General features: G+C 67.4%; 17 protein-coding genes. 5 read left to right on the top strand and 12 right to left on the bottom strand.

The annotated features are described in order from the left end of the window. Positions 1 to 65: 65 nt before the first annotated feature. The 4 genes from FL625_RS06405 to argB form a co-directional block, all read right to left on the bottom strand. Complete coding sequence (locus tag FL625_RS06405; protein WP_149587818.1) at positions 66 to 569, bottom strand: SixA phosphatase family protein; 504 nt, start codon at positions 567 to 569, stop codon at positions 66 to 68. Further along, the gene (locus FL625_RS06400; protein ID WP_200833896.1) at positions 566 to 1,255 is read right to left on the bottom strand and encodes a ferredoxin; all 690 of its coding nucleotides are present in this window, start codon (positions 1,253 to 1,255) and stop codon (positions 566 to 568) included. The genes FL625_RS06405 and FL625_RS06400 overlap by 4 nt, the downstream gene beginning before the upstream one ends. Continuing rightward, entirely contained in the window at positions 1,192 to 1,986 is a 795-nt protein-coding gene (locus tag FL625_RS06395) for a sterol desaturase family protein (RefSeq protein ID WP_149587817.1), read from the bottom strand. The genes FL625_RS06400 and FL625_RS06395 overlap by 64 nt, the downstream gene beginning before the upstream one ends. A gap of 154 nt (positions 1,987 to 2,140) precedes the next feature. Then, entirely contained in the window at positions 2,141 to 3,040 is a 900-nt protein-coding gene (argB, locus tag FL625_RS06390) for an acetylglutamate kinase (protein ID WP_149587816.1), read from the bottom strand. Between the two features lie 104 nt (positions 3,041 to 3,144). Between argB and FL625_RS06385 the strand changes: the two genes are divergently transcribed. The 3 genes from FL625_RS06385 to FL625_RS06375 all read left to right on the top strand — a co-directional run bounded on the left by FL625_RS06385 (position 3,145) and on the right by FL625_RS06375 (position 6,435). Next, positions 3,145 to 3,876: an SDR family NAD(P)-dependent oxidoreductase gene (locus FL625_RS06385; RefSeq protein WP_149587815.1), complete on the top strand. Its 732-nt coding sequence runs from the start codon at positions 3,145 to 3,147 to the stop codon at positions 3,874 to 3,876. A gap of 131 nt (positions 3,877 to 4,007) precedes the next feature. Next, positions 4,008 to 4,871, top strand: a complete 864-nt coding sequence (ttcA, locus tag FL625_RS06380) for a tRNA 2-thiocytidine(32) synthetase TtcA (protein WP_149587814.1) — start codon at positions 4,008 to 4,010, stop codon at positions 4,869 to 4,871. A gap of 76 nt (positions 4,872 to 4,947) precedes the next feature. Continuing rightward, complete coding sequence (locus tag FL625_RS06375; protein WP_149587813.1) at positions 4,948 to 6,435, top strand: GGDEF domain-containing phosphodiesterase; 1,488 nt, start codon at positions 4,948 to 4,950, stop codon at positions 6,433 to 6,435. Between the two features lie 96 nt (positions 6,436 to 6,531). Here FL625_RS06375 and FL625_RS06370 read toward each other — a convergent pair whose 3' ends face one another. From FL625_RS06370 to bhcA, 5 genes are all read right to left on the bottom strand, one after another. Further along, positions 6,532 to 6,780: a DUF167 domain-containing protein gene (locus FL625_RS06370; protein ID WP_149587812.1), complete on the bottom strand. Its 249-nt coding sequence runs from the start codon at positions 6,778 to 6,780 to the stop codon at positions 6,532 to 6,534. Between the two features lie 225 nt (positions 6,781 to 7,005). Further along, positions 7,006 to 7,965 (bottom strand): iminosuccinate reductase BhcD, encoded by a 960-nt coding sequence (bhcD, locus tag FL625_RS06365; RefSeq protein WP_149587811.1) that lies wholly within the window; start codon positions 7,963 to 7,965, stop codon positions 7,006 to 7,008. A 94-nt stretch (positions 7,966 to 8,059) separates the two neighbouring features. Continuing rightward, on the bottom strand, positions 8,060 to 9,223 hold the full coding sequence (gene bhcC, locus FL625_RS06360; protein WP_149587810.1) for a 3-hydroxy-D-aspartate aldolase BhcC: 1,164 nt from the start codon (positions 9,221 to 9,223) through the stop codon (positions 8,060 to 8,062). A 5-nt stretch (positions 9,224 to 9,228) separates the two neighbouring features. Further along, positions 9,229 to 10,191, bottom strand: coding sequence for a beta-hydroxyaspartate dehydratase BhcB (gene bhcB / locus FL625_RS06355; RefSeq protein ID WP_435532699.1), 963 nt, complete (start codon positions 10,189 to 10,191; stop codon positions 9,229 to 9,231). Between the two features lie 81 nt (positions 10,192 to 10,272). Next, a complete protein-coding gene (gene bhcA / locus FL625_RS06350) occupies positions 10,273 to 11,463 on the bottom strand; it encodes an L-aspartate--glyoxylate aminotransferase BhcA (protein ID WP_149587808.1) in 1,191 nt (396 codons plus the stop codon). A 149-nt stretch (positions 11,464 to 11,612) separates the two neighbouring features. Between bhcA and bhcR the strand changes: the two genes are divergently transcribed. Both bhcR and betC read left to right on the top strand, forming a co-directional pair. Continuing rightward, complete coding sequence (gene bhcR / locus FL625_RS06345) at positions 11,613 to 12,425, top strand: HTH-type transcriptional regulator BhcR (RefSeq protein WP_235019337.1); 813 nt, start codon at positions 11,613 to 11,615, stop codon at positions 12,423 to 12,425. 88 nt (positions 12,426 to 12,513) lie between these two features. Next, positions 12,514 to 14,016, top strand: a complete 1,503-nt coding sequence (gene betC / locus FL625_RS06340) for a choline-sulfatase (RefSeq protein WP_149587806.1) — start codon at positions 12,514 to 12,516, stop codon at positions 14,014 to 14,016. Positions 14,017 to 14,116: 100 nt separating this feature from the next. On the opposite strand, the gene FL625_RS06335 is transcribed toward betC, so the two are convergent. The 3 genes from FL625_RS06335 to uvrB form a co-directional block, all read right to left on the bottom strand. Beyond that, positions 14,117 to 15,730: a GMC family oxidoreductase gene (locus FL625_RS06335; RefSeq protein WP_149587805.1), complete on the bottom strand. Its 1,614-nt coding sequence runs from the start codon at positions 15,728 to 15,730 to the stop codon at positions 14,117 to 14,119. A gap of 156 nt (positions 15,731 to 15,886) precedes the next feature. Then, positions 15,887 to 16,357, bottom strand: coding sequence for an OsmC family protein (locus FL625_RS06330; RefSeq protein WP_149587804.1), 471 nt, complete (start codon positions 16,355 to 16,357; stop codon positions 15,887 to 15,889). 23 nt (positions 16,358 to 16,380) lie between these two features. After that, positions 16,381 to 18,564, bottom strand: coding sequence for an excinuclease ABC subunit UvrB (uvrB, locus tag FL625_RS06325; RefSeq protein ID WP_149587803.1), 2,184 nt, complete (start codon positions 18,562 to 18,564; stop codon positions 16,381 to 16,383). Position 18,565: the final 1 nt, after the last annotated feature.

Here is an 18,565-nt window from a genome sequence, read left to right as displayed (position 1 = left end):
GAGGCCCGCCGCCGAGCGGGGCCTCGATGGCCCCCGAGGCGGCCGCCTCGCCCAGGGTCAGACGCTCAGACCACGATCTCGCGCGGGACGACGAAATCCACCACGACGCCGGTGCCGAAGGCGACCTTGGCCCAGTCCTCCACGTCGAAATCGGCGACCAGCGTCGCCCCGGTGGGATAGCGGTGGAATTCCGGGTTCGCGGGCGGATGCGCGACAAGGCGCGCGGCGAACTCGGCGATGCCGGGATTGTGGCCGATCATCATCACCACGTCGGCCTTGGCATGGCGCAGGACCGCCATCATCACATCCGGCCCGGCATGGTAGAGCGCGGGTTTCAGTTCCAGCACCGTCGTTGCCGGCAGGGCCGGGGCGATACCGGAGAACGTCTTTCGTGTGCGCAAGGCGTCGGAACACAAGACCTCGCCAGGCACATAGTCGCGGCTGGCGAGCCATTGCCCCAGGTCCGCCGCCGCCGCCTTGCCGCGCTCGTTCAGCGGGCGGTCGTGGTCGGGGGTCATCGGATCGTCCCACGACGATTTCGCGTGCCGCGTCAGGATCAACCGCTTCATCGGTGGAACTGCCCCATGTGATAGGCCGACTGTTCCGGCAGTCTTGCATAGCTTTGCGACACCGGGCAAGCGCGGCGCACGAGGCAGCCGCCCGCCATGCATTCCGCCCCCTCGGCCCGGTCGAGCCAGGCATGGCACCCCGGCACATCATACCCCTCCCCGGTCAGCGCCCCTGCCGGACAGGCAGACAGACAGGGCGCCGCACAGGTCTCGCACGGCTTTGCCACCGCGGGCGGCACATCCACCGCCTCGCGCAGGGCCAGCGCGCCGCGAAAGCTGACCATCAGCCCCTGCCCGGCATGGACCAGAAGCCGCACCGGGCTGTCCCAGACCCGCCCCGTCCGCAAGGCCCAGCGGTAGAACGGATGCCAGGGCGGCCCGCCGAAGGGAAACAGCGCCTTGGCCCCGAGGTCGCAGGCGATCCGCCCGATCACGCGGCGCGACCAGCGGTCCACCGGATCGGGCCCGCCCCATTCCGGCTGCGCCGTCAGATGCGCCCAGAACCCCGGCTCCCTCGGCCCCAGCAAGAGAAGCGTCCGCGTCCCCGCCGGAAAACCTTCCTCTTCCGGCTCCACGGCAAAGCCGCCCAGGACCTCCAGCCGCTCTGCCTCGATCCGCGCGGTCAGCGCCGGAAGAAGGGCAGCGCCAGAAGCCACCCCAGCCGCGCCGGTCTGTCGTCCTGCCATTGCAGCCCCACCGTCATCCCGTCATGTCCCGCCTTCGGTTCTGGCACATAGGTGCGGAAAATCCGGTCCCAAAGCGACAGGCAGAAGCCGTAATTGCTGTCATGCTCGGCCCGGTGCACCGAATGATGCACCCGGTGCATGTCGGGCGTCACCAGGACCAGCCGCAGCACCCGGTCCACCGGCGCCGGCAGCGCCAGGTTGGAATGGCTGAACAGCGCCGTGGCGCTGAGCATGATCTCGAAGACCAGCACCGCCAGCGCCGCAGGCCCCAGCAGATAGACCAGCCCGATCTTCAACCCCATCGAGGCCAGGATCTCCACCGGGTGAAAGCGGAAACCCGTGGTCACGTCCATGTCGCGGTCGGCATGATGGACCCGGTGGAACCGCCAGAACAGCGGCACCTTGTGCGTCACCAGGTGCTGCGCCCAGATCGCGAGGTCGAGGATCAGGACGGCCAGGACCAGCTCGACCGATGCGGGCCAGTCCAGCCGGTTGAAGAGACCCCAGCCCTGCGCCTCGGCATCCAGCGCCGCCCCGATCGCCAGAAGCGGCAGGGCGATGGCCAGCCCCCGCAACGCCAGCGTGTTCAAGACCGTCAGGCCCAGGTTCGTCGGCCAGCGCCGGCTGCGGTCAAGGCTGCGGACGCGGCGCGGCAGCCAGGCCTCCAGCGCCGCCATCCGGGCCAGGACACCCAGAAAGATCCCCCCGCGCCAGAGCAGCTCCTGCTCCATTGTCCCTCCCAGGACCCGATTCGCGCGGTCAGGTTAACAGGGCAAGCCGGGACGGGCAGCGCGACGCGATGCCCGACGGATGCCAGACGGAAAGCCGACGCGAAGCAGACGGAAGATTTTCGGCCAGTTCAGCGGGTTAACTCACCGCACGCCCTCAGCGCCGGACATGCGGCTTCACCCGCGGCTCGGTCGAACGGATCTGGCTTCCCGCGCCATGGTCGGTGAACAGTTCCAGCAGGCAGGCATTCGGCACCTTGCCGTCCAGGATCGTCACCGCCCGCGTCCCCTGCTCGATGGCCATGAGAGCGGTCTCTGTCTTGGGGATCATGCCGCCCGAGATCACCCCGTCGCGGATCATCTGGCGGATCTCATCGGGCGTGATCTGGGTCATCACCTCGCCCGCCGCGTTCTTCACCCCCGGCACATCGGTCAAGAGCAGCAGCCGATCCGCCTTCAGCGCCCCGGCGATGGCGCCCGCCGCCGTGTCGCCGTTGACGTTGAAGGTCTCGTTGTCCTTCATCCCCGTCGCCACCGGCGCCACGACCGGGATGATCCCGGCGTTGTAAAGATCGCGCAGCACCTGCACGTTCATCTCGACCGGGCGGCCGACGAAGCCCAGTTCCGGGTCGTCGGCCTCGCAGACCATCAGGTCATCGTCCTTGCCGGAAATCCCCACCGCGCGGCCGCCGGCATCCATGATCGCCTGCACGATCCGCTTGTTGACAAGGCCCGACAGGATCATCTCGACCACCTGCACCGTGGCCTTGTCCGTCACCCGCTTGCCGCGCACGAACTCGGATTTTATCCCAAGCTTGTCAAGCATTTCGTTGATCATCGGCCCGCCGCCATGGACCACGACGGGATGCACACCCACCTGCTTCATCAGCACGATGTCGCGGGCGAACTCGGCCATCGCCGCGTCGTCGCCCATGGCGTTGCCGCCGAACTTCACCACCACCACCGCACCCTCGAACCGCTGGAGATAGGGCAGCGCCTCGGACAGCATCTTCGCGGTGGCCTTGGCGTTCTCGGCGGTCAGGGTCTGCTGCTTCATCTGGGCCTCCATGCTTTCGCGCCGCATAAGCCTTTTCGGCCCCCCTGCCAAGCCTTGCGTTCCCCATCGGCAAGCGTAGCCTGTGGCCCCGAAGGAGACCGCAGATGTCCGACCAGAAGACCCTCGTCCTGACCGGCGCAAGCCGCGGGATCGGCCATGCCACCGTCAAGCGGTTTTCGGCCGAAGGCTGGCGGGTGCTGACCTGCTCGCGCCAGCCCTTCGACCCGCGCTGCCCCTGGCCAGGGGGCGAGGCCAACCATATCGAGATCGACCTCGCCGACCCGAACAAGACCATCGCCGCCATCGAGACGATCAGGGCCAAGGTCGGCGGCAAGGTCCATGCCCTTGTGAACAATGCCGGAATCAGTCCCAAAGGACCGGGTGGGGCGCGGCTCAACACGCTCGACACCGACCTTCGGACCTGGGGCCATGTGTTCCACGTCAACTTCTTCGCCAGCGTGATCCTCGCCCGCGGGCTGAAGGACGAACTGACCGCCGCCAAGGGCAGCATCGTCAATGTCACATCCATCGCCGGCAGCAGGGTGCATCCCTTCGCGGGGGCTGCCTATGCCACCTCCAAGGCTGCTCTGGCCGCCCTGACCCGGGAAATGGCGCATGATTTCGGCCCCCTGGGCGTGCGCGTCAACGCCATTGCTCCGGGAGAGGTTGAGACCTCGATCCTGTCGCCCGGCACCGAGAAGATCGTCGAGAAGTTGCCGCTGCAGCGGCTTGGCCAGCCGAAGGAGGTGGCAGACGTGATCTGGTTCCTCTGCTCGGATCAGGCCAGCTACATATCCGGCGCCGAGATCGAGGTAAACGGCGCGCAACACGTCTGAACGGCGGCTCATCGCTTCCTTCGGTCGCTCTTCGCAAGGCCGCCGGCGAAGAGCGACCGAAGGAAGTGATGAGCGGGTCTTTGCACCCCGGGCACCGCTCTGGCATAAGGGCGCATCCGAAAGGTCTGCTCATGCTCGACGACACCGACGACATCCACCCGCTGTTCCACGGCGCCCCGAAAAGCCTGGAGTTCCGCAAGCTGCGCAAGCGCCTGGTGCAACAGGTGCGCGAGGCGATCGAGACCTACGGCATGGCGCGGGCGGGCGACCGCTGGCTCGTGTGCCTGTCTGGCGGCAAGGACAGCTACACGCTGCTCGCCATCCTGCACGAGCTGAAATGGCGCGGGCTGCTGCCGGTGGACCTCCTCGCCTGCAACCTCGACCAGGGCCAGCCCGGTTTTCCGGCCACCGTCCTGCCCGAATTCCTGACCCGGATGGGCGTGCCGCACCGGATCGAATACCAGGACACCTATTCGGTCGTCATCGACAAGATCAAGCCCGGCGGCACGATGTGTTCGCTCTGCTCGCGGCTGCGGCGCGGCAACCTGTATCGCATCGCGCGGGAAGAGGGCTGTTCGACGGTCGTGCTCGGCCACCACCGCGACGATATCCTGGAGACCTTCTTCATGAACCTCTTCCATGGCGGCCGCCTTGCCTCCATGCCCCCCCGCCTGCTGAACGAGGACGGCGACCTATACGTCGCTCGTCCGCTCGCCTTCGTCGCGGAGGAAGATTGCGGCAGGTTCGCTGCGGCGATGGGCTATCCGATCATCCCGTGCGACCTCTGCGGCAGCCAGGAAGGGTTGCAGCGCGCACAGGTGAAGAAATTGCTCGACGACTGGGAAACCAGGACGCCAGGCCGCCGTCAGATCATGTTCCGGGCCTTGATGAACGTGCGTCCCTCGCATCTGGCCGACCCCGGCCTGTTCGATTTCGCCGCCCTGGCCGCCTCTGCCGATCTGGAAAATTCGACGCAACTTCCGGGGCAGCGTTAAGGAACTCATCATGAACATCCGCCTAGCCTGACCTCGATCCGCGGGCATCGTGCCCGCCTGAACGGGGGCGATTGGCATGTTCTTGGCACCGCTGCGGCCGGCGATTCAGACCTGGCAGGCCCTTGCACTGTCGCCCCTCCTTGCGCTGGCGGTGTTCTGGCTGGGTGGCGAAGCTGGGCTGGCCACGATGGCGGCCCTGTGTCCCCTGGCCATGCTGGCGGTCCGGCGTCCGATTCCGCCCGGCTCGTCCGCATCCGTGTCCGACCAGGTGATCGCCCGGCTGGATGCGACGCTTGCGGAGATTGCCGTCCGCGGCGGTGCGACTGGCTGTCTGGTGATCCAGTTCGACGATGCGGCGCATCTCCGCGACCGGCTCGGACGCAGCCGGCAAAGCGAGGTCCTCGCCACGTCCGTTGCGCGCCTGCGCGGGGCGCTCCGCCCGGGCGACCTGCTCTACACGCTCGAGGACGGCAGTCTTGCGGTGGCGCTTTCGGCCTCTCCACGGCTGGACGCCGAGATCATGGTGCGCATCGCCGCCCGCATGCAACTGGTGGTCCAGCAGCCGGTCATGCTCGCGTCCGGACCGGTGCAGGTCATCTGTTCGATCGGATTCTGCCACTCGGCACAACTGACGCAGCCCAGCGGGCGGGCGCTACTGGACGCGGCCCAGGTCGCCGGGGACGAGGCTGCGATTTGCACCCCGGGCGCAATTCGCGGTTTCACGGCCGAGATGGCCCGAGCGCGGTCCGACCGTGACGCCTTGCGCGCCGGGTTTTCGGCCGCAGTCGACCGGGGCGAAGTGCGCGCCTGGTTCCAGCCTCAGATCTCGACCGACAGCGGTGACGTCACCGGGGTCGAGGCGCTGGTACGCTGGGAGCATCCGGACCGAGGCTGTCTTGCGCCCGCGGCATTTCTTCCCGCAATCGAAGGCTCCGACCTGATGGAGCTTCTGGGCCAGACCATGCTGACGCAGTCACTTGCCATGCTGGCCGACTTCGACCGGCGTGGATTGCGCATCCCCGCGGTGGCGGTCAACTTTTCGCAGCAGGAACTGCGCGATCCGCAGTTGCCCGACCGACTCGCGTGGATGCTGGACAGTTTCGGCCTGTCGCCGTCGCGCCTGACGGTCGAGGTCCTCGAATCCGTGGTTTCGGGCGATGGCGAGGATGTCGTCGCCGCGAACATCGGCAGGATCGCCGCAATGGGATGCGGCGTCGATCTTGACGATTTCGGAACGGGCAATGCCTCGATCACAGCCATCCGCCGCTTTGCGCTGAACCGGCTGAAGATCGATCGCAGCTTCATCAAGGAGGTCGATCAGAACCGTGACCAGCAGAACCTGGTGACCGCGATACTGTCGCTGGCCGAGCGCCTGGGCCTCGAGACCCTGGCCGAAGGTGTCGAGACCCCGGCTGAGCATGCGCTTCTGGCACAGCTGGGCTGCGGCCATGTGCAGGGCTTCGTCATCGCCCGACCGATGCCCGCCGAGGAGCTGGCCACCTGGCTGGTGTCCTATCGTGAAAGACAGGCCCACGCGCTGTGCATCGGCGTCGGAGCAAGATAGGCAGGGGAAAGGTCGTTGCATGCCCGGGCGACTTCAGAGCCGAAAGAAAGCGCGCTATCCTGAATCCACCGGGCCCGGCCACTGCCGCGCCGTGGCTCAGTCCAGCCGGAACAGCTTTTCCCTGCTTGTGGCTCCCCGGACCAGTTTCAATCTTGATTTGGCAACACCCAGGGCCAGTGCCAGAGAGACACGCGCCGCTTCGGTCGCCCGACCGTCCTCGGGCGGCTCGCTCACCCTGATAGCGATACGGTCGCCAACGCGCTCAACCCCGGGACAGCGCGCGTTCGGCGTGACGCGAACGGGGAAAATCGCGCCCTCTCGGGCAAGGTCGGACAGGTCGTTCATGACACCAGAGATGCACAAGCCTTTCGCGCGGCACAAGGCCTCTGTCTGGCTTGCGGAAACGGGATATCAGGTAGCGGCAGCTTTTCCGGTATCGGGCCGCCGGGTACCGGTCAGACAGACTGAAGGCGGACCGCGCTGCGTCGTTGATCCCGGAAATGCCAGCGCGAAAGGTCGGATCGCAGATGCAGGGCGATGGCAGGCCCGCAGCAGGTCGGGTCCGGGCCCTTAGACGCCGACATCGACTCCGAGCCCCCGTTCACGCGCGCGATCCACAGCCACCGCCGCGACCGCAAGATCCTGAAGACCCACCCCGGTGCCGTCGAAAAGGGTGATCTCGCTTGCAGACCGCCGCCCGGCATGCGCGCCGATCAGGACATCGCCCAGAGGGGTGATGGAAGCGGCATCGATCAGCCCAGCGGTAACCGCATGCTGCGCCTCTCCGATGGTGACCGACTGCGCGACCTCGTCCGTGAACACCGATGCGCCGGAAACCAGGGCCGGTTCGACCTCCTGCTTGCCGCGGGTGTCGGTGCCCATGCAGGACAGATGAGTCCCGGGGCTGACATGGGCCGCCATCAGGCTTGCGGCCGGCGAAGAGGTGATGGTGATCACCACATCCGCCTCGCGCATCCGCTCCAGCGGGACCGCTTCGAACGGCAACCCGAGTTCGGCAGCCACCGCTCCCAGCCGGGGCAGCATCTCGGGATGGGGGTTCCAGGCGATCACCCGCCGGAACCGGCGCACCCGGGCCGCCGCACGCAACTGGAACCCCGCCTGATGTCCGGCACCGACCATGCCGAGCACCTCGGCCTCGGGCCGCGCCAGCCGGTCGATGGCAATCGCCGAGGCCGCCGCCGTCCGCAGCGCCGTCAGAAGGTTCCCGCCCACCATCGCGACGGGCCGCCCCGTATCCGGATCGAACAGGAAAACCGAGGACTGGTGGTTGATCAGCCCCTTTTCGGCATTTCCGGGGAAGTAGCCACCCGCCTTCACGCCCAGCTGCCCCGCCGCCCGGTCCAGCCCGGACTTGAACCCGTACTGCCGCCCCCCGCCCAGCGCCTCGCGCACGACGGGAAAGTTGTAGGCCTCGCCCCGCGCCATGGCCACAAAACAGGCCTCGACCGCGCGGAAGGCGTCCTCGGGGGTGACAAGCGAGGCGATCAGCGCCTCGGGAACGATCAGCATGGCAGCCTTTCCAGGGCCCAGGACCCTGACTTGCTCTTATCGGAAATACTCCCGCCGGTCGGATGCCTCCGGCGGGACGTGGCGACTCTGTCGATCAGTAGGCCTTGCCGCGCGCCGAGACCGGCCAGACAACCTCGACCTTGCCGTTCCGCACGCCGACATACCAGTCGTGCACGTTGCAGGTCGGGTCGCAGTGACCGGGGATCAGCTTCAGCTTGTCGCCCACCCTCAGCACGCCCTGCGGATCCTCGATCACCCCATGCTCGTCGCTGCACTTGACGTATTTCACGTCGTCGCGCCCGAAGATCACCGGCAGCCCGCTGTCCACCGACTGTGCCTTCAACCCCGCGTCGCAGATCGCCTTGTCGGCCTTCACATGGCTCATCACCGAGGTCAGGATGAACAGCGCATTCTCCCATTCGCCCCGGTCGATGCGGTTGCCGTCCTTGTCGAGGATGCGGCCGTAATCGGCGTCCATGAAGGCATAGCTGCCGCACTGAAGCTCGTTGTAAACACCTGAATTGCTTTCGAAATAGTAGGACCCGGTACCGCCGCCCGACACCAGCTCGGGTTTCAGACCGACGGCCTCCAGCGCATCGACGCAGGCCTTCACCTGGGCAATCGCCGCATCCAGCTTGGCCTTGCGGTCCTCGTAGCGGTCGAGGTGCTGCATCGCGCCCTGGTAGGCCTGGATTCCGGTGAACTTCAGCCCCGGCGCCGCCGCGACGGCCTTGGCGATCGCCACCACCTCCTCGGGCGTCTTGACCCCGCAGCGGCCCGCGCCGCAGTCGATTTCCACGAAAACCTCGATCTCGGTGCCATGCTTCACCGCCGCCGCCGACAGGTCCGAGACGTTCGCCACGTCGTCCACGCAGACGATGGTCCGCGCGCCCAGCTTCGGCAGGCGGGCGAGGCGGTCGATCTTGGCCGGGTCGCGCACCTGGTTCGACACCAGCACGTCCTTGATGCCGCCGCGGGCGAAGACCTCGGCCTCGCTGACCTTCTGGCAGCAGACCCCCACTGCGCCGCCCAGCCGCTCCTGCAGCTTGGCCACGTCCACCGACTTGTGCATCTTGCCATGCACCCGATGCCGCATCCCGTGGGCCTTCGCATAGTCGCCCATCTTGACGATGTTCCGCTCCAGCGCGTCGAGGTCGAGGATCAGGCAGGGCGTCTGGATGTCCTTCTCGTCCATGCCCGGGAGGGCCGGGATGTCGTAACCCACCTCAAGCCCTTGAAAATCCGTGTGCTTGTTCATGGTTCTCAGCCTTTCATCCAGGGAAGTTTGTCCAGATCCACGTTGCCGCCGGTGATGATGATGCCCACCCGCTTGCCCCGGAAGGCCGCGCGGTTCTTCAGGACCACCGCCAGGGGCACCGCGCTCGAGGGTTCCATCACCACGCGCAGGTGCTTCCACGTCAGCTTCATCGCGTCGATGATTTCCTGCTCCGAGGCGGTGTAGATCTCGCTGACATGGCTCTGCACGAAATGCCAGGTCAGGTCCTTCAGCGGCACCAGAAGCCCGTCGGCGATGGTCTTCGGCGCGTCGTCGGCGATGATATGCCCGGCCTTGAAGCTGCGATAGGCGTCGTCGGCCTGTTCCGGTTCTGCCGCGATCACCTTCGTCTCGGGCGCCAGCGTCGCCAGCGTCAGGCAGGTGCCGGAAATCATCCCGCCCCCGCCGATCGGCGCCACCACCATGTCGAGACCCCCGGTCTGCTCCATGAACTCGCGCGAGCAGGTGCCCTGGCCCGCGATCACGCGGGGGTCGTTGTAGGGGTGGACGAAATCGCCGCCCGTCCGGGCCTGGACCTCGGCAAAGGTCGCCTCGCGCGAGGAGGTCGAGGGTTCGCATTCGGTGATGACCCCGCCATAGCGGCGCACGGTGTCCTTCTTCGCCTGCGGCGCGGTGCGAGGCATGACCACGTTGCAGGGGATGCCGCGCAGCATGGCCGCATAGGACAGGCACGAGGCATGGTTGCCGCTGGAATGGGTCGCCACGCCCTTCCTCGCCTGCTCGTCCGAAAGGCCGAAGACCGCGTTCGTCGCCCCACGCACCTTGAAGGCGCCCGGCTCCTGGAAGTTCTCGCATTTGAAGAACAGCTCGCAGCCGGCCAGTTCGTTCAGGTAGTCCGAGGTCCGCACCGGGGTCAGTCGGATATGCGGCCGGATCCGGTCATGCGCGGCCAGCATGTCGTCGTAGGTGGGGACCATCAGTCCGTTCATGTCTTTCATTTTCCTGCCCTTTCCGTTGGGGCCCAAAATCCTTCGAAGGATTTTGCAAATCTTTTCGAAAGGATTTGCGTTTCACTCCGCCGCCATCGCCAGGGCCGGAACCGTCCCGCGATAGTACTCCTGCGCCGCGGCCACGCCGCTGCCCAGTTCGACCTTCCAGCCAAGATCGGCCATGCACATCTCGGCCACGCAAAGGCCCGACAGCACCATCGCGTCGGTCAGCATCCCCAGATGGCCGATGCGGAACACCTTGCCCGCAACCTCGCCCAGCCCCACGCCGAAGGCCATGCCGTATTTCGACGCCGCAAGCTGCACCAGCGCCGTCCCGTCGCAGCCCGCCGGCACCTTCACCGCCGTCACCGTGTCGGAATACAGCTCGGGCGAGGCCGCATAGGGCGTCATCCCCCAGGCCAGGACCGCGCGGCGCACGCCCTCGGCCAGGCGGTGGTGGCGGGCATAGACGTTGTCCAGCCCTTCCGCCTCGAGCAGGTCGATGGAATGGGCAAGGCCCGCGATCAGGCCGACGGCCGGGGTATAGGGATAGCCGCCCTTGGCGTAAGAGGTAAGCATGTCCTTGAAATCGAAGAAGGTTCGCGGCAGCCGCGCCGTCTCCATCGCCGCAATCGCTTTCGGCGAGACCCCCAGGATCGCCAGGCCCGCCGGCAGCATGAAGCCCTTCTGGCTGCCCGCCACGGCGATATCGACGCCCCAGCCGGCAAAGTCGAAGGGCATCGACGCGATGGACGACACCCCGTCCACGAACAGAAGCGCAGGGTGCCCCGCCGCATCCAGCGCGGCCCGGATGCCCGCGATGTCGGACTTCACCCCGGTCGCGGTCTCGTTGTGCGTGGCCAGCACCGCCTTGATGTGATGCCCCTTGTCGGCCCGCAGCGCCTTCTCGATGGCCGCCAGCGGCGCGCCCTGCCCCCAGGGGGTCTCGATGATCTCGACGTCCAGCTTGTGGCGCTGGCAGAGGTCGATCCAGCGGTGGCTGAACATGCCGAAGCGGGCCGCCAGCACCGTATCGCCCGGCGACAGCGTGTTGGTGATCGCCGCCTCCCAGCCACCCGTGCCGGTGGAGGGGATGAGGATGACCTCGCCCTGCGTCATGTTCAGAACCCGCCGCACCCCCTCCACCGCCGGCTTGAACAGTCGCGCGAAGGCCGGCGAGCGGTGGTCCAGGGTGCCCATGTCGCAGGCCTTGCGGACCGAGTCGGGGATGTTGGTCGGGCCGGGGATGAAAACCGGGTTCTGCATGGACATCGGGCAACTCCCTGAAAGATCGCCCACAAAAGCTACGCCCTGCGACCAATCCGCACAATTTTTTCGAAAAGATTTTTCACTGTCACAATCGCATGCTAATCCTCAACCCGGTCAAAGACTTGCGCTTTTTCATGCGAAGGAGGCCCCCGATGGCCCAGAAACCCCGCGGCCGCCCGAAGGCGTTCAACGACAAGACGGACCAGAACACCGTGCAGGCCCTGGACCGCGGCCTCGACATCCTGTCCTTCGTCGCGCTGAACCCGGGCCGCACCCTCTCGGAAATCGCCGAGGAGACGGGCGAGGCCATCGCCACCGTCTTCCGCGCCCTCGTCACCCTGCAAGGACACGGCATGGTCGAGGTCGAGGAACCCGGCCAGTTCTGGCACATCGGCCCCGGCGCCTTCCGCGTCGGCTCCGCCTTCCTGCGCCGGACCAAGGTCGTCGAACGCGCGCGGCAGCCGATGGATGCGCTCATGCGCGAAACCGGGGAAACCGCGAACCTCGGGATCGAGGTCAAGGACGAGGTCTTCTTCGTCGCCCAGGTCGAGACCTACGAGGCGATCCGCGCCTTCTTCCCCCCCGGCACCCGCGCGCCGATGCATTCCTCGGGCATCGGCAAGGCGCTTCTCGCCTGGTACCCGGAGGAGAAGACCCGCGGCATCCTCGCCCGCAAGGGCCTGGAAAAGTTCACCTCGCTGACGCTCACCAGCGAATCGGCCCTCCTCCGCGACCTAAACCGCACGCGGGAGCGCGGCTTTTCCATCGACGACCAGGAACGCGCCGAGGGCATGCGCTGCGTCGCAGCACCCATCTTCAACGCGCATGGCGAACCCGTGGCGGGCCTCTCCGTCTCGGGCCCCGCCTTCCGCATGGGCCTGTCGGACGCGACCCGGATCGGCGCCCTGGTCAGGGCTGCGGCCGATCAGGTGACCGAGGCGACGGGCGGCACCCGGCCCGCGTGACGCTTTCGACATGGGGCGGTCGGTCGGGGACCAGACGGGCCAGCCCAAGGGTCTAGACAGGCGCTCAGCTGCCGGAAAGGACCGCCCGATGACCAAGCCCAACCTTCTGATCTTCATGGTCGATCAGCTGAACGGGACGCTGTTTCCCGACGGCCCGGCCGATTTCCTGCATGCCCCGAACCTGAAACGCCTTGCCGCGCGGTCCACCCGGTTCGCCAACTGCTACACCGCCTCGCCGCTCTGCGCGCCCGCCCGCGCCAGCTTCATGTCGGGTCAGCTGCCCAGCCGCACCCGAGTCTACGACAACGCCGCCGAATTCGCCTCGGATATCCCGACCTACGCCCACCACCTGCGCCGCGCCGGCTATCAGACGGCCCTCAGCGGCAAGATGCATTTCGTCGGCCCCGACCAGTTGCACGGCTTTGAACAGCGGCTCACCACCGACATCTACCCCGCCGACTTCGGCTGGACCCCGGACTACCGCAAACCGGGCGAGCGGATCGACTGGTGGTACCACAACCTCGGCTCCGTCACCGGCGCGGGGGTGGCCGAGATCACCAACCAGTACGAATACGACGACGACGTGGCTTTCCAGGCGGTGCAGAAACTCTACGACCTGTCGCGCGGGGCCGATCCGCGGCCATGGTGCCTGACGGTCAGCTTCACCCACCCGCACGACCCCTTCGTCGCCCGCCGCAAGTACTGGGACCTCTACGAGGGCACCCCCGAATGCGAACCGCCCCCGTCACTGGCCTATGAGGACATGGACCCCCATTCCCAGCGCCTGATGGACGCCTGCGACTGGCGCGCGCTCACGATCACCCCGGACCACATCCGCCGCGCCCGCCGCGCCTATTTCGCCAACATCTCCTACATCGACGACAAGATCGGCGAGATCCTCGCGGTGCTCGAAGCCACGCGGCAAGAGGCCCATATCCTCTTCCTGTCCGACCACGGCGAGATGCTTGGGGAGAAGGGCCTGTGGTTCAAGATGAATTTCTTCGAAGGCTCGGCCCGCGTCCCCCTGATGATCGCCGCCCCCGGGATGCCGGCAGGCCGCATCGACACCCCGGTCTCCTCCATCGACCTCGCCCCCACGCTCGCGGCGCTGGCCGGCATCTCGATGGACGAGGTCGCCCCCTGGACCGAGGGCGTCAACCTGATCCCGGTGGCGAACGGCGCCCCGCGCGGCCCGGTGGCGATGGAATATGCCGCCGAAGGCTCGATCACGCCGCTCGTCGCCCTGCGCGAGGGCGCCTGGAAATACATCCGCTGCCCGGCCGACCCCGAGATGCTTTTCGACGTGGCCAACGACCCGGGCGAGACGACGAACCTCGCCGACGACCCCCGCGCGGCCGAAATCCTCGCGCATTTCCGCAAGCTTGCCGATGCCCGCTGGGACCTTGCCGCCTATGACGCCCAGGTCCGCGAAAGCCAGGCCCGGCGCTGGGTCGTCTACGAGGCGCTCCGCAACGGCGCCTATTTCCCCTGGGACTACCAGCCGCTCCGCGCCGCCTCGGAACGCTACATGCGCAACCACATGGACCTGAACGTGCTGGAGGAACAGAAGCGCTTCCCCCGCGGCGAATAGGGCGGGTGGTGCAGCCAGCGCCCCCCTTGCCCTTTTCCAAATACTCCCGCCGGAGGCCCGCCGTCCGCGCGGCTCGATGCCGCAAGGACGGCCCCTTGCCCTAACGCGCGTCGGCCAGCACCTTTTCGGCCCCCATCCACCCCATCAGGATCGACGGCGCATTGGTGTTGCCCGCGATGATGTTCGGGAAGGCCGAGGCATCGATCACCCGCAGCGCGCCGACCCCATGCACCCGCAGCCCCGGATCCACCACCGAGGCTTCCGGGTCCTGCCCCATCCGGCAGGTGCAGCTCGGGTGATAGACCGTCCCCGACCGGGCGCGGAAATCGGCGATCAGCTCCTCGTCGGTCACCACCTCCGGCCCCGGGCGCAGCTCTTCCTTGATCAGTGCCGCCAGGGCCGGCTGCGCGGCGATGCGGCGGACGAATTTCACCGCGGCCAGCATCTCCTCGACATCGGTGTTCGTCGAATAGGCATTCGCGGTGATCACCGGATGCTCCTCCGGCCGGGGACTGCGCAGCCGGATATGGCCCCGGCTGGTGGGCCGGCAGTTCGACAGGCCGATCGACATGCCCGACCAGGGGTCCGGCGTCAAGATCGGCCGCTCGCCCCCGCGCGGGATCAGGGTCGAGAAGGCCTGGAAATACAGCTGCATGTTCGGCCGGTCCAGGTCGGGCCGTGTGCGGAAGAAGCCGCCGCCATGGTTGATCGACTTCGACAGCGGCCCGCCCCCGCCCAGGACATACTGCAACCCCGCGCGCAGCTTGCCCCACCAGGGGCGCAGCTCGTCGTTGTAGGTCGGCACCTTCATCGACCAGGTGTAGTTCAGCCCCTGGTGGTCGCTCAGATGGTCGCCGACATTCGGATTGTCGCGGACGACCGGGATCCCCAGCCCCTGCAACAGCGCCCCCGGCCCGATGCCGGACAATTGCAACAGCTGCGGCGAGTTGATCGCGCCCCCGGCCAGGATCACCTCGGCGCGCGCCCGCAAGACCCGCGTCGCGCCGCCCTGGCGATACTCCACCCCGACTGCCCGGCCGCCCTCGATCAGCACCCGCGTCACCAGCGCCCGGGTCAGCACGCGCAGGTTCTGCCGCTTCATCGCCGGCCGCAGGAAGGCCCGCGCCGCCGAATTGCGCCGGGCCGCCTTGATCGTCATCTGGTAGATGCCCGCGCCTTCCTGCCGCGCGCCGTTGAAATCCGGGTTTTCCGCCAGCCCCGCCTCGCCGCAGGCCGCGACATAGCTTGCCACCAGCGGATGCAGCCCCGTCCGGTTGGCCGAGATGAACAGCGGCCCCCCCGTCCCGCGGAACTCGTCCGCGCCGGCCTCGTTGTCCTCCAGCGCGCGATAGGCGGCGAGACATTCGTCCCAGCCCCAGCCCGGCGCCGCGCGGCCCCAGTCCTCGTAATCCGCGCGATGCCCGCGGATCCAGACCATCGCGTTGATGCTGGAGGACCCGCCCAGGATCCTGCCGCGCGGCCAGTGGTCCTGCGCCCCGTTCAGCCCCGGGTCGGGTTCGGTCTTGTAAAGCCAGTTCACCGCCGGATCGTAGAACAGCTTGCCGTAGCCGAGCGGCAGCTGGACATAGAACCGCCGGTCCGTCCCGCCTGCCTCCAGCACCGTGACCCGGTGGCGGCCACTCGCGGTCAGCCGATCGGCCAGGACGCAACCGGCCGAGCCCGCGCCCACGATGATGTAATCGGTCTCGTCCATTCGCGCCCCCAGACCCCGGCGCGACCCTAGCGGGGGCCATGGGCGCAAACCGTCCGGTTTGCGACATCGGATGTCGCGCCCGTGACGGCTCCTCCCGCGCCTTCGGCGTGTCGTCGCGGGCCGCCCGGCGAGGAGCGGCGCAGCCTGCGACGAGCGTTACGCCTGGACCTCGAAGGTCGGCGCGTAATCCACCGGAAAGTTCACCGACCGGGCGATGAAGCAGACCTCGTGGATCCGGTGGTGGATCGCCTCGGCCGCCGCAAGGTCCGTCCCCGGCGTCACCACGACATGCGGCCGCAGCGTCACCTTCACGAACCGCCCCGCGCCGCCGCGCCCGACCTCGCCCACCCCCAGCGGGCTGTCGGAATACCCGGTCACCACGATCCCCGCGTCGCTGGCATAATGGAGATACCACAGCATGTGACAGGCCGAGAGCGCCGACAACAGCAGGTCCTCCGGGTTCATCTTCGCCGGATCGCCGCCCAGAAGCGGGTCGTTGGAACAGTGGACCGGCGCCTTGCCCGGCACCGCGATGTCCCAGGTGCGGTCGTAGGCGCGGTAATGCGCCGTCCCCTCGCCCCGGTTGCCGGTCCACAGGATGCGCGTCGTGTAGTCGTGATTGGCCATGCTGCCTGTCCCTGTCGATCCCTTCAGCCGCGCCCGCGCGACCGCTTGCCGCCGCGCTGCCCGGCCCGCCCGGCCGTCGAGCGCCCGGTCCGCTTCACCGCCTCGCTGACGGCCTCCTCGATCACATCCTGCCGGGCGAAGGGATCGTCGGCCACGGCCAGCTCCACCGCCTCCAGCCGCTTGATCTCGTCGCGCAGGCGGGCGGCCTCCTCGAACTCAAGGTTCTCGGCGGCCTTGCGCATCTGGGTGCGCAGCGCGTCGAGATGTGCCGCCAGATTGGACCCGACCAGGGGCTTGTCCACCTTCGTCGTGATCCGGCTCTGATCGGTGTCGCCCTGCCAGAGGCCCGCGAGCACATCCTCGACGTTCTTCTTCACCGTCTCGGGCGTGATGCCGTGTTCCAGGTTGTAGGCCATCTGCTTCTCGCGCCGCCGGTTGGTCTCGGCGAGTGCCCGCTCCATGCTGCCGGTGATCCGGTCGGCATACATGATGACCCGGCCCTCGGCGTTCCGCGCCGCGCGGCCGATGGTCTGGATCAGGCTCGTCTCGGACCGCAGGAACCCCTCCTTGTCCGCATCGAGGATCGCCACCAGCCCGCATTCCGGGATGTCCAGCCCCTCTCGCAACAGGTTGATGCCTACCAGCGCGTCGAAGGCCCCCAGCCGCAGATCGCGCAGGATCTCGATGCGCTCGATCGTGTCGATGTCGGAATGCATGTAGCGCACCCGGATGCCCTGTTCGTGCAGATAGTCCGTCAGGTCCTCGGCCATGCGCTTGGTCAGCACCGTGACCAGCGTCCTGAGGCCCTTTGCCGACACTTTCCGGATCTCGTCCAGAAGGTCGTCCACCTGCATCTCGACGGGGCGGATTTCGACCACCGGGTCCAGAAGGCCCGTGGGTCGGATCACCTGTTCGGTGAAGACACCGCCGGTCTGTTCCAGCTCCCAGGCGGCGGGGGTGGCCGAGACGAAGACCGATTGCGGGCGCATCGCGTCCCATTCCTCGAACTTGAGCGGGCGGTTGTCCATGCAGGAAGGCAGCCGGAACCCGTGTTCGGCCAGCGTGAACTTGCGCCGGAAGTCGCCGCGATACATGCCGCCGATCTGCGGCACGCTGACGTGGCTTTCGTCGGCGAAGACGATGGCATTGTCGGGGATGAATTCGAACAGGGTCGGCGGCGGCTCACCGGGCGCGCGCCCGGTCAGATAGCGCGAATAGTTCTCGATCCCCGCGCAGGACCCCGTCGCCTCCAGCATCTCGAGGTCGAAGTTGGTGCGCTGTTCCAGGCGCTGCGCCTCGAGCAGTTTTCCCTCGGACTGCAACTGCTTGAGCCGGTGGAACAGTTCCTCCCTGATCCCCTTGATCGCCTGTTGCAACGTCGGGCGCGGGGTGACGTAGTGGCTGTTGGCGTAGATGCGGATCTGCTTGAAGCTGTCGGTCTTTGCCCCGGTCAGCGGATCGAACTCGGTGATCGCCTCCAGCTCCTCGCCGAAGAAGGAAAACCGCCAGGCGCGGTCCTCAAGGTGCGCCGGCCAGACCTCCAGGCTGTCGCCCCGCACCCGGAAGGCGCCGCGCTGGAAGGCGCCGTCCAGCCGGCGATACTGCTGCGCCACCAGATCGGCCATCACCTTGCGCTGGTCGTAAAGCCGGCCAACCACCAGATCGACCGTCATCGCCGAATAGGTCTCGACCGAGCCGATGCCGTAGATGCAGCTGACCGAGGCGACGATGATGACATCGTCGCGTTCCAGAAGCGCCCGGGTGGCCGAATGGCGCATCCGGTCGATCTGTTCGTTGATCTGGCTTTCCTTCTCGATATAGGTGTCGGTCCGCGGCACATAGGCCTCGGGCTGGTAGTAGTCGTAGTAGGAAACGAAGTATTCCACCGCGTTGTCGGGGAAGAAGCCCTTGAATTCCCCGTATAATTGCGCGGCCAGCGTCTTGTTGGGCGCGAGGATGATGGCCGGGCGCTGGGTGGCCTCGATCACCTTGGCCATGGTGAAGGTCTTGCCGGTGCCGGTCGCGCCCAGAAGCACCTGGTCCCGTTCACCGCTCAGGATACCGGCGGTCAGCTCGGCGATCGCGGTCGGCTGGTCGCCCGCCGGCTGGAACGGCGTCTGCATGACGAACCGCCGCCCGCCCTCGAGCTTGGGCTTGGTCAGGACCTCCGGGCGTTCGGTCAGGGCGTTGGAATTGTTGTGCGGCATC

Origin of the sequence: Tabrizicola flagellatus (assembly GCF_008271465.1) — a bacterium.
Classification (GTDB): domain Bacteria; phylum Pseudomonadota; class Alphaproteobacteria; order Rhodobacterales; family Rhodobacteraceae; genus Tabrizicola; species Tabrizicola flagellata.
The sequence above is the reverse complement of the archived record's forward strand: the minus strand, read 5'-3'. Positions and strand labels throughout refer to the sequence as shown.

Bases quoted from the DNA above. Each gene is read 5' to 3' on its own strand.
- FL625_RS06375 (WP_149587813.1), top strand. From the start codon at position 4,948: ATGTTCTTGGCACCGCTGCGGCCGGCGATTCAGACCTGGCAGGCCCTT.
- ttcA (WP_149587814.1), top strand. From the start codon at position 4,008: ATGCTCGACGACACCGACGACATCCACCCGCTGTTCCACGGCGCCCCG.
- bhcB (WP_435532699.1), bottom strand. From the start codon at position 10,191: ATGAACGGACTGATGGTCCCCACCTACGACGACATGCTGGCCGCGCAT.
- FL625_RS06330 (WP_149587804.1), bottom strand. From the start codon at position 16,357: ATGGCCAATCACGACTACACGACGCGCATCCTGTGGACCGGCAACCGG.
- FL625_RS06400 (WP_200833896.1), bottom strand. From the start codon at position 1,255: ATGGCAGGACGACAGACCGGCGCGGCTGGGGTGGCTTCTGGCGCTGCC.
- FL625_RS06405 (WP_149587818.1), bottom strand. From the start codon at position 569: ATGAAGCGGTTGATCCTGACGCGGCACGCGAAATCGTCGTGGGACGAT.
- FL625_RS06370 (WP_149587812.1), bottom strand. From the start codon at position 6,780: ATGAACGACCTGTCCGACCTTGCCCGAGAGGGCGCGATTTTCCCCGTT.
- bhcA (WP_149587808.1), bottom strand. From the start codon at position 11,463: ATGTCCATGCAGAACCCGGTTTTCATCCCCGGCCCGACCAACATCCCC.
- FL625_RS06335 (WP_149587805.1), bottom strand. From the start codon at position 15,730: ATGGACGAGACCGATTACATCATCGTGGGCGCGGGCTCGGCCGGTTGC.
- betC (WP_149587806.1), top strand. From the start codon at position 12,514: ATGACCAAGCCCAACCTTCTGATCTTCATGGTCGATCAGCTGAACGGG.
- bhcC (WP_149587810.1), bottom strand. From the start codon at position 9,223: ATGAACAAGCACACGGATTTTCAAGGGCTTGAGGTGGGTTACGACATC.
- argB (WP_149587816.1), bottom strand. From the start codon at position 3,040: ATGAAGCAGCAGACCCTGACCGCCGAGAACGCCAAGGCCACCGCGAAG.
- bhcR (WP_235019337.1), top strand. From the start codon at position 11,613: ATGGCCCAGAAACCCCGCGGCCGCCCGAAGGCGTTCAACGACAAGACG.
- uvrB (WP_149587803.1), bottom strand. From the start codon at position 18,564: ATGCCGCACAACAATTCCAACGCCCTGACCGAACGCCCGGAGGTCCTG.
- bhcD (WP_149587811.1), bottom strand. From the start codon at position 7,965: ATGCTGATCGTTCCCGAGGCGCTGATCGCCTCGCTTGTCACCCCCGAG.
- FL625_RS06385 (WP_149587815.1), top strand. From the start codon at position 3,145: ATGTCCGACCAGAAGACCCTCGTCCTGACCGGCGCAAGCCGCGGGATC.
- FL625_RS06395 (WP_149587817.1), bottom strand. From the start codon at position 1,986: ATGGAGCAGGAGCTGCTCTGGCGCGGGGGGATCTTTCTGGGTGTCCTG.